At 49.9% G+C, this 10,598-nt stretch carries 10 protein-coding genes; all 10 read left to right on the forward strand.

The features are described from left to right. The coding region (locus IQ260_RS20425; RefSeq protein ID WP_193994938.1) for a sensor histidine kinase at positions 1-1,325 on the forward strand (1,325 nt) is incomplete at its 5' end. Positions 1,326-1,870: 545 nt separating this feature from the next. Continuing rightward, positions 1,871-2,443 (forward strand): glycosyltransferase, encoded by a 573-nt coding sequence (locus IQ260_RS20430; RefSeq protein WP_193994939.1) that lies wholly within the window; start codon positions 1,871-1,873, stop codon positions 2,441-2,443. A 56-nt stretch (positions 2,444-2,499) separates the two neighbouring features. Continuing rightward, on the forward strand, positions 2,500-3,123 hold the full coding sequence (locus tag IQ260_RS20435) for a glycosyltransferase family 4 protein (RefSeq protein WP_193994940.1): 624 nt from the start codon (positions 2,500-2,502) through the stop codon (positions 3,121-3,123). A gap of 11 nt (positions 3,124-3,134) precedes the next feature. After that, a complete protein-coding gene (locus IQ260_RS20440; protein WP_193994941.1) occupies positions 3,135-4,769 on the forward strand; it encodes a glycerol-3-phosphate dehydrogenase/oxidase in 1,635 nt (544 codons plus the stop codon). 54 nt (positions 4,770-4,823) lie between these two features. After that, on the forward strand, positions 4,824-5,372 hold the full coding sequence (locus IQ260_RS20445) for a metal-dependent hydrolase (protein WP_193994942.1): 549 nt from the start codon (positions 4,824-4,826) through the stop codon (positions 5,370-5,372). A 34-nt stretch (positions 5,373-5,406) separates the two neighbouring features. Beyond that, positions 5,407-7,020 carry a class I SAM-dependent methyltransferase gene (locus IQ260_RS31170; protein WP_228016300.1) on the forward strand — a complete coding sequence of 538 codons (1,614 nt, stop codon included), beginning with the start codon at positions 5,407-5,409 and terminating at the stop codon, positions 7,018-7,020. A 24-nt stretch (positions 7,021-7,044) separates the two neighbouring features. Next, positions 7,045-8,118 carry an NAD-dependent epimerase/dehydratase family protein gene (locus IQ260_RS20455; protein ID WP_228016301.1) on the forward strand — a complete coding sequence of 358 codons (1,074 nt, stop codon included), beginning with the start codon at positions 7,045-7,047 and terminating at the stop codon, positions 8,116-8,118. Positions 8,119-8,120: 2 nt separating this feature from the next. Next, positions 8,121-8,891 carry an acyltransferase gene (locus tag IQ260_RS20460; protein ID WP_193994943.1) on the forward strand — a complete coding sequence of 257 codons (771 nt, stop codon included), beginning with the start codon at positions 8,121-8,123 and terminating at the stop codon, positions 8,889-8,891. 55 nt (positions 8,892-8,946) lie between these two features. Beyond that, positions 8,947-10,128, forward strand: a complete 1,182-nt coding sequence (locus tag IQ260_RS20465) for a glycosyltransferase (RefSeq protein ID WP_228016302.1) — start codon at positions 8,947-8,949, stop codon at positions 10,126-10,128. Positions 10,129-10,188: 60 nt separating this feature from the next. Continuing rightward, positions 10,189-10,598, forward strand: a 410-nt coding sequence (locus tag IQ260_RS20470; protein ID WP_193994944.1) for a Gfo/Idh/MocA family protein, incomplete at its 3' end; no start/stop codon positions are given.

The following is a 10,598-nucleotide window of genomic DNA, read 5'->3' on the forward strand; positions in this document are numbered from 1 at the left end:
GGTCTTATCTAAATACAGGGGATACCGAAATCTTAGAACGCTATCAGACAAAGGCGGAGCTAATCAGCAGCTACATCCAAGAAATTGACACAGTACATCAAAGTTTAGAGGACGAACAAGCCGCTGCCTTTGAAGAGGATTTAGTCTATCGAGAGACCTTGGAACGTCTACAGATCGCGACCGAAACTCACCTTAAAATTTTAGAAGAGAGTATTGAGCAATATGAAAATGGACAGCTGGATCTGCCAGAGCAGTTAGACATTGCTCAACAAAGCAGCGAAGTTCGAGTAGATGCCCATCTGGCCCTGCAAGCCCTATTGGACGAGGGCAGCGTCGAACGGCAGTGGGACATGGCCGACACCAGCGTAAGCATCAATAATAATCTTTGGTTAACCGGTCTGGTCGCGAGCCTGGGTGTTCTGAGCTTAGGAATTTTGTACGGTTGGCTGATGCAATCCCTCCATCAACATCAAAAGACATTGCTGGCACAACAGCTTGAAGCAGAGTTGCTCACTCAGCAACTGCAAGCAAAAACAGATGAGTTGCAAAGCACAGAAGAGATTCTCACAGATGAGCTCAACCGTCGTCAGGAGATGGAAACTACCTATAAAGAAATTGAACAAGCCAAAGAACTCACCGATCTTAAACTCAATTTCTTCTCGCTCGCATCCCATGAACTAAGAACGCCCTTAAGCGCCATTTTAGTCTCAGCACAGCTGTTAGATAATCGCAATATCGCCTGGTCTGAAGAAAAACGCTCCCGCAACCTCAGGCGTATTCAGTCGGCGGCTAAGACCATGGCCCAGCTGCTGTCTGATATTTTGCTACTAACTAGAGCTGAAGCTGGCAAACTAGAGTTTAACCCTCAAACTATTAATCTGCAGTCTTTTTGTGAACACTTAGTCGAAGAAGTTAAGTTTAACACCCAGTCACAGCATCATATTTTAGTACAGCAGCAGGGTAGCTGCGATCAGGCCTGCCTAGATGAACGACTGCTAAGGGCTATGTTGATGAGTTTGTTAACCAATGCGATCAAATACTCACCCCAGGAGAGCAACATTCAACTCACCATTTGGGGTGAGCAGGGCCACACCCAGTTTCAAGTCAGTGACCAAGGTATAGGAGTACCCGCCGCCGACCAGCAGCATCTGTTTGAATCATTTCACCGAGGTGAAAATGTTAAATCATTTTCAGGAACTGGCTTAGGATTAGCTGTTATCAAAAAATGTTTGGAACTTCATGGCGGCAAAATTGAGGTAGAAAGTCAGGTAGGTATAGGAACAACCTTCTCTATCGATATGCCTTGGGTCACAGATGACGGGTAGCGATCGCAGTGTGATACAAAATGCAAAACGCTGTCATGGTTTCAGGGAAAAAACTTGACCTCAATACGGTCACCATTGTATTGCCCCCTTAGGCCGACAATACAATTGCTTGGAACAGATCCAAAACTAATATGCAGAGGCTCAAGCCAAGCTCACATAATCTTTAATAAAGCCTTCTAAATGTGGATATTACATGATGTAGGGTACCAAAATCTTGATAAACCTATGTAGATCCCGATATATTCGAGCCTACTTGCTGAGAAAGTCACTAAGACTCATCGGTACGATAGGTTTCCTATATCGATGGGGCTGGGGTTGTCCTGGGTTGTGTTGGCCAGATAGAAACTGGCTTGATTAACGTTTTGAAGTTATGAATTCAGCTGAGATCAGAGTCAACTTCTGTTCTCTGTCTGTATACACTGCAACAAAAATAGATTAACGACAGTAGATTATCTTTTGCTGCTGTCGATATAGCAACTCTGTAGAAACTATTTCCTTTCTACCAGCTTGAGTGAATTCAAAAAAACGAGCATAGAAGAGTTTCAATGAACGTCTTAATGCTTGCTCCACATCCTTTTTATCAGGCTAGAGGCACTCCCATTGCGGTTGATTTAGTATTACGGGTTCTCTCAAGTCGTGGTGAAGTCGTAGATGTTGTCACATTTGCTGAAGGTGAGGATATATATTATGCCAATGTTAAGATTTATCGCACTCCATCCTTTAAATTTACTCGAAATATTAGACCGGGATTTTCTGGTAAAAAGCTAATCTGCGATCTGTTTGTTTTTATCAAGGCTATTCAGCTAGTTAGAACCGGTTGCTACGATCTAGTACATGCTGGGGAAGAATCTGTGTTTATCGCTTTGTTTATCAAGAAGGTCTTTGGCATTCCCTATGTCTATGACATGGATTCATCCCTTGTGGGACAGCTCATCGATAAATATCCTGGTTTAGCTTTTTTTAAGGCTGTTCTGGAGATATTTGAGGGTGCTGCTGTGAAGAATGCTGAAGCTGTGATCCCAGTCTGTCGCGCTTTAGCAACTGAGGTACAACGCTACAGTCCTGGGAAGAAAGTCGTTGTTATTCCTGATATCTCGCTGCTGAGCCAATCTCGTTAAAGCGGGTTGCTTTGTTCTGCTTATATTAAATTCTTTTAAAAAAGGGGCTTTTACCAATGCAGTTGACTCAGTTAAGAAGCACTCATCACATCACAGGTCCCCTACTGATGTATGTGGGTAATTTAGAGCGATATCAGGGGATCGATTTACTTCTAGATAGTTTTAAGCTTGCTCTAACCGAGACCCGTGAAGCACGATTGGTCATTATTGGAGGTGCGTCTGAGCATATTACCCAATACCAGCACCACTCTCAGCGGTTGGGCATTGACGCTTATGTTCATTTTATTGGTAAGCGCCCTGTTGAGGAACTGGCTCACTATCTAGCCCAGGCTGATATTTTGGTATCCCCACGGGTGCAGGGTAACAATACACCCATGAAGCTATATTCCTATCTAGATAGTGGTAAGGCTTTGCTCGCAACTGACTTACCCACCCATACTCAGGTGCTTAATCGTCAGGTTGCCTGGTTGGCTATGCCGACCCCACAGGAATTTTCCCAAGGAATGTTGGCGTTGATTCAAGACCCAGATCTGAGGGAACGTCTGGGGGCTGAGGCCCAAGCACTGGTTGCTAAACAGCATACGTATGAGGCATTTTCTGCTAAGCTGATCGGCCTGTATGACTGGCTTCAGGGTCAGCTGGTAGGGGATATACAGCCCTCTAATCTTTCGTTTGAATAGGTCCGAGTACGGTGCAAAGAGACCTACAGGCATTATCTAATTCAAGGTTTGATCTTTTGGTCCTGGGTGGAGGGATTCAGGGAGCTTGTGTAGCCTGGGAAGCAACATTACGGGGGCTGTCGGTGGCTCTCATCGACCAGTCTGATTTTGGGGCGGCAACATCGGCTAACAGCTTAAAGATTATCCATGGTGGTTTACGCTATTTGCAAACCGCTGATATCAGGCGGATGAGACAATCTATCCGCGAGCGACAGATTTTGATGCGCATTGCCCCTCACCTGGTGCATCCTCTGCCTGTGCTGGTGCCGATTTATGGGCATGGTCTGAAGGGCAAAGAGGCGATGTTTGTTGCGCTCAAGCTAAATGATTGGATCAGCTGCGATCGCAACCGCAATCTCAGCGATCCCCAAAAACAGATTCCCCCTGGTCAGATGCTTTCTCGCCAGCGGTGTCAGCAGCAGGTACCGGGTATCGATGGGCCAGGGTTAACCGGAGCGGCAACCTTTCACGATGCCCAGGTCTACAATTCTGAGCGGCTCACCCTGGCCTTTGTCAAATCTGCGGCCCAAGCGGGAGCCGTGGTCGCTAACTATGTAGCCGCTACTGGCTTTTTAAAAACAGGCAATCGGGTCAGCGGGATCACCGCTCACGATCGCCTGACGGGCAATCGCTTTGAGATTCAGGCAAACGCCGTGATTAACACCAGCGGTCCCTGGCTCAATCAGGTGCTCGGGCAGCTGCCCACACCGCCTGCCCCCCAGCCGTTTGCCAAGGCCATCAATGTAGTGCTGCGTCAGCCGTTATTGGACAGTCCCTATGCCGTTGCCTTTAAGAGTTCTTCTGAGGTAGCCGAGCAAACCAAATCTAGAATGCTGTTTGTTGTGCCTTGGCGAGGTACCTCTATGGTGGGAACGCTCTATAGCGTTTGCGATCAGCACCCCGACAGCTGGCAGGTCCATGAAACAGAAATTCACACGTTGCTGGAGCAGATCAATCAAGCCTATGCCCCAGCCCAACTGACCAGAGACGATGTCACCTTTGTCCATGGGGGCCTACTGCCGCAAACCGAGGTTGCCAGCAACGGTGAACCCATACTGGCCAAACGCTATCGCATTCAAGACCACAGCCGTGAGGGGCATCACGGGCTGCTATCGGTAACAGGGGTAAAGTACACCACCTCTCGGAGTGTGGCCCAAAAAGTTGTCGATTATCTCTTTAGATGCCGGGATCAGACACCACCGCCGTCTTGTTCGGCAACTACCCCTCTGATAGGGGGAGCCATTGATCCTGTTGAAGAGTTTGTTCAGCAAGCTGTTGGCCATAGCCAGCTTTCTCCTGCGGCGACTCGGAGTTTGGTATACAACTATGGTAGCGAGTATGGGGATGTCTTTGGCGATGGCGTCAACGATCCGGCCCAGGTCCTGACAGCCCAGGTGCGCTATGCCATAGCTGCAGAAATGGCCCAAACCCTCAAGGATGTCATCTTTCGTCGTACCAAACTAGGGTCAGCGGGTGAGCCTGATTCAAACAGTGTGCGTTTATGTGCGGAGGTGATGGCCCAGGAGTTGGGTTGGAGCCAGGCTCGCACTCAATTAGAGCTAAAACCTTTTGGAGTCAGCACTAGTTCGGAGGCTGTGAAAAAATAACCCACATCTCAAAATCATTATTTAACTGTTATTTATTAACAATTTATCCAACCGATGCCGTCTCCCATTGCCCATGCCGTATCTGGCTATGCCATTGCCAAAGGGGTTAACCCGCTGTCCCGAATGTGGCACGTTGCGTTTTATGCTGTTTTTGTTGCGATCGCAGCCGATTTTGACTTTATTCCTCAGCTGGTTACCAGCGTCAATACCCATCGCGGGTTTACCCATAGCTTAGGTTTTGCCCTGCTGTTTAGCGGGGTAGTCAGCGCCGTTATTGCTCGCCGCACTAGCTTCAAATATCGGCCCACCTTGCTGCTGACCCTGACGCTTTACGGGTCCCATTTATTGCTGGACTTTTTGACCCAGGGAGGAACCGGCATCCCTCTGCTGTGGCCCATTAGCGACAGCCATTTTCAATCAACAATTGTCCTATTCCCAGCCGTCCATCATTCCCACGGTCTATTTGACTCAATTCATGTGCGCTTTTTAAGCTTTGAGCTGATTTATACGGTGGTTTTGTTGTGGGGAATCTCCCAATGGACGAGCTATAAGCACCAGCGTCGAAAACAGACCCTGAACGACGAAAACAGGATGCCTTTGTAGCCTGATTTAACTTCTTTTTATCCGTGCTAACTATATGAACTCCTTAAAAAGCCCTGACTTAAGCCGGGCGGCCCCTAGCGGTCATCATCCTATTCTCATTGACGCCCATGTGCATATTTATGACTGTTTTGACATCGATACATTTTTAGCATCAGCCTGGCAAAACTTTCAGGCCCAGGCCGCTAAAGTAGGTGCGCAGAAAAGCTTTACGGGAGTGCTGCTGCTAACAGAAAGCCACCCGCATAATTGGTTTAAAGCGCTCTCAGACCACGTCGGCAGACAGCTGGTCCCCTCTAGTCCCTGGACGATCTTTGCCACCGCAGAATCGTATACGCTCAAGGTTACCGATGACCGGGGTAGAGCACTTTATGTGATGGCAGGGCGGCAGGTAGTGACGGCTGAAAAGCTGGAGGTTTTGGCTTTAATTTGCGATCGCACCTTCCCCGACGGTCTCTCTGCTGCAGACACCATCGCTGCCATTCAAGCAGCCGGTGGTATTGTCGTGCTGCCCTGGGGGGTGGGCAAATGGGTCGGTAAACGCGGACAGCTGGTCACCCGTCTGCTACAGCACCAGTCACCGATTTTTCTAGGGGACAACAGCGGTCGGCCTCAATTTTGGCCACAGCCCCCCTGTTTTTCCCAAACGCAGCGACCCCTCCTCCTGGGGACTGATCCTCTGCCCCTAGAAGCTGAAGTCCGTCGCCCCGGCAAGTTTGGGTTGATGCTCACGGGCGCATTAGACGAGAACACACTGGGCCAGAATCTCAAAACCGCTCTGCTAGATCCGGCAGTCCGCTGGCAGCCCTATGGTGCTTTAGAAACCCCGTGGCAGTTTGTGCGCAACCAGACGGCCCTAAGACTCAATAAGCCCCCCAGTTCTCCGTCTATACCAAATTTCCCATCCTCCCCTGCCATGGAGAACAGCCCAGCCCTCAATACGTTGTTTCCTGAAACCGCCGATATCGAAACCTCTTCTGAAGACTATGCCACCCGCTTTGCGGGAGCCATTGGGCAGTGGCTACTGCAGGTGCAAGAAACCGCCACCTTAAAGATGTTGGCCCCCTATCCCGAGGCCAGGGTGCTAGATGTAGGCGGCGGCCATGGTCAGCTCACCCAGGCCCTGATTGAAGCGGGCTATAAAGTCACGGTTCTAGGCAGCGCAGCGGAGTGTAAGGCCAGAATTCAGACCTATGTGGATCAAGGGCAGTGCGCGTTTGATGTGGGCAACGTGCTTGATATGCCCTATGCCGACAATGCTTTTGATGTAGTGATTAGCTATCGGTTTCTAGCCCACGTTACCCGGTGGCAGGAATTTCTCAAGGAGCTGACCCGAGTGGCTTCTCGGGCGGTGATGGTGGACTATCCAACGGTGCGTAGTGTAAATGCGATCGCGCCCGCCCTATTCAAATTCAAAAAAGGACTAGAAGGCAACACTCGCCCCTTTATCTGTTACCAGGAGCCAGACATTACCAACTTTTGTCAATCCCTGGGCTGGAGACAACGCCAGCGCTATGCCCAGTTTTTCTGGCCCATGGTGCTCCACCGTACTCTGGGCAATCCCACTCTCTCCTCAGGTCTGGAACTCGCCCCGCGACTCACAGGGTTGACCAAACTGTTCGGCTCCCCCGTCATCACCAAATTTGAATAATCCTAGGGCCAGTCCCGCTTATCTATGCAAACGTTTATGGAAACTGCTCACTACCATCTCCCCACTGGCAGTCGCGCCCTGATCACGGGTGCCACAGGGTTTACCGGCTCTAACCTAGTCAAAAAGCTGCTCGAACAGGGTGTGGACGTCGTCGCCATTGCCCGCAAATCGTCTAACCTCAAACCCTTTGACGGCCTACCCATTCAATGGTTTCAAGGAGATGTATTTGATCCAGAGCTAGTGGCCGCTGCCACCCAAAACATTAACTACATTTTTCACATGGTCACCCCGTTTCGGGAGGCCAAATCACCGGATATTGGCTATCACAATGTCCATGTTGTCAGCACCCAGCTACTGGCCAAAGCCGCCTTAGCACAACCTGATTTTCGTCGGTTTGTTCATGTTTCCACCATTGGGGTCCATGGCCATGTCGACGAGCCACCGGGGGATGAAAATTGTCCGCTCAAGCCGGGGGATATTTATCAGGAAACCAAGCTCCAGGGTGAACGTTGGATTCAAGAATTTGGCCAACAAACGGGACTGCCCATCACGGTGGTTCGCCCCGCCGGTATCTATGGCCCTGGCGAGAAACGACTACTCAAGATTTATAAGATGGCCATGGGGGGATGGGTGCCCGCCATTGGCAACGGCAGCAACCTGCTGCACTTTATCCATGTGGACGATCTAACTAACTTTTTTATTCATACGGCTACCCATCCTCGGGCCGTGGGTGAGGTCTTTATTTGTGGTAGCCAGCAGGCCATGACGTTTCGAGCAATGGTCAATCTAATCAGCAGCTACTATCAGGTTCCAGCCCGGTTTATCCGTTTGCCGGCGGGTCCTTTGTTTGCCCTGGGGGATCTCTGCGAACTGATTTTCCGTCCTCTCGGTATTGAGCCTCCCATTTACAGACGGCGCTTAGCGTTTTACACCAAAGATCGCTCCTTTAACACCAGCAAAATGCAGCGGCTGGTCAATTTTGTTCCTAGCCATGGGGACCAAGAAGGTCTGACTGAACTGGCCCAGTGGTATCTAGACCATGGCTGGCTGAGTCACAACAAAGCAGCAGGCATCTCCCAAGCAACTGGCGTTATCTGATTATGGTCTCTTCTCCTGACTCAAAACGGATTGACAAGGTCCCGTTAAGCGAACAACTTAGCAGTGGTTCAGCCTTGGCCCGGTATCAGGCCAAAGTATTAGGAAATACCAACCTGTTGTCATTGCTTATTTATGAGCTACTGACGTTCTTTTTTGGAGATTTATCCGGCAGCCTGGGCTATGTACTCAGAAAGAAGTTCTACCCTAAGCTGTTTAAGCATGTGGGCTCCGGAGCAATTTTTGGGAAAGGACTGACTCTGCGATGTCCTGGCCGGATCACCCTAGGAGACGGCGTTGCCATCGACGACTACAGCCTGTTAGATGCCAGTGGTGCAGGTATGACCCTGGGTAATCAGGTGATTGTTTCTCGCAACTGCGTGATTCAAGGCAAAACGGCGGCGGTTACCATTGGCGATAGAACAGATATCGGCTGTAACACGATTATTTCCTCTAGCGGTGGCATCACCATTGGTCAGTCTGTGCTGATTGCAGGCAACTGCTATATCGGTGGCGGCCGCTATGTCACTAGCCGTTTGGATATACCGATGATGGACCAGGGGGTATATACCCGAGGCCGTGTGGTCATTGGGGATGATGTTTGGATTGGAGCCGGGGCAATTATTCTAGATGGTGTTCAGATTGGCCAAGGCTGCATTGTCGGAGCAGGTGCTGTGGTGACCAAAAATTTGCCAGACTATGCGGTGGTCGCAGGCGTACCTGCCACCGTTAAAAAGATTCGCAGCGCGGTGGTCGGGCATACCGGCATTCCATAGGACATCCGGAGCCTTTCCCTCGATTCATTTCCAGCTTTTTGCCAGAGGCCATTCCATGACATTGTCAATCGCAGGACATCATACCCCTCATCAGCCTAGCCAAACAGGTGCCAGCAGTGCGCCGATTCGAGTGATGCACATTATTGACAAGCTTAGTGTGTCTGGCTCCGGTGTCCATGGCATCACCAAGGCGATTGAGTGGTGGATACCGCGCTTCGACAAAAAAGAGTTTCAGTTTATGGTTTGCAGTCTGCGGAGCCCGGAACCAGCAGGCGACATTCTCAATCAGAAAGGTATCCCAACCGTCTTTTTGAGTAAAAGCAAATTTTCTCCGACCACGTTAACGGGGATCCTGCGGCTGATTAACTATGAAAGGCCTGATATCTTACATCTTCATGGCTACGGGGCAACAACGTTTGGGCGTATAGCCAGTCTGTTGACGGGGGTGCCCAACATTGTTCATGAGCATGCGGTGCTGCCCAAACAGCCAATTTATCAGACGATTGTTGATAAACTCCTGTCGCCACTCACTACTAAGGCCCTAGCTGTCTCCACTCAGGTGTACGAGTTTATGCACACCGTGCGCCAGGAAAACCGCCAAAAACTGGAAACCCTGATCATTGGCATTCCCTTAAATGAGTTTCAAGCCCCGCCTCCAGCTCAGATAAATGCTATCCGACAACAGCTCGGCATTACTGTCGAGGAATCAGTGATTTGCACCGTCGGTCGGCTTGATGTCCAAAAAGGGCAGACCTACTTGCTCAAGGCCGCTCCTGCTATCTTGCAAGCATTTCCCAACACGCGGTTTCTGATTGTTGGCGATGGTCCCGACCTGACAAAACTTCAGGCGCTTGCCCAGGCCGAAGGTGTGTCAGAACGCGTCATTTTTACAGGGCTGCGTCGAGATGTACCGGCGCTGCTGGCGCTGACAGACGTGGTGGCAATTCCCTCTATTTTTGAAGGGGGGCCGCTCACGCTGTTAGAAGCGATGAATTTGAGTAAACCGGTTGTGGGCACCCCAGTTGGCTTTATGGCAGACCTGATCAATGATGGAGAGTCAGGTTTTTTGGTACCCTGCCACAATGTATCCCAGCTGGCTGAGAAGATAATTTTCTTACTCCAAAATCCACAGCTGGCCAAAGCAATGGGTAATCAGGCAAGGCATATCTGCCAGAGTTACGATATCTCTCATTCACAGCAGCGACTTAGGGAAATTTATCAAGAATTGGTCGTTTAATTGCCTAAGTGTAGCCATTATTGTTAGTCACAAATTTAGTCAGAACGGTAAGGAGATCGTATGAAAGTAGGCGTTGTGGGTTGTGGAACGATAGCAGCATTTCATCTGCCGACGATCACTCAGCACGACCGGGTGGAAAGTGTGAGTATTGTAGATGTTGATAGGCAGAAAGCGGATGCGATCGCAGCCCAGTTTAAAGTCAATCATGTCTATCAGGATCTGCAGCAAATGCTGGAAGAACAACGTCCTGATGTCGTCCATATTTTGACACCGCCCTCTCTCCATGCAAAGCTAGCCATCCAGGCGATGGACCACGGCTGTCACGTTCTCGTTGAGAAACCCATGGCGCTCACCATGGACGATGCGAACGCCATGATCGACGCGGCTCAAAAAAATAAGGTGCAGCTGTGCGTTGACCACAACTTTCTCTTTGATCCCAACGTTCTCCAAGCGTGGAGACTGATCCAAAC

Source organism: Leptolyngbya cf. ectocarpi LEGE 11479 (assembly GCF_015207065.1).
Taxonomy (GTDB): Bacteria; Cyanobacteriota; Cyanobacteriia; order Phormidesmidales; family Phormidesmidaceae; genus Leptothoe; species Leptothoe ectocarpi.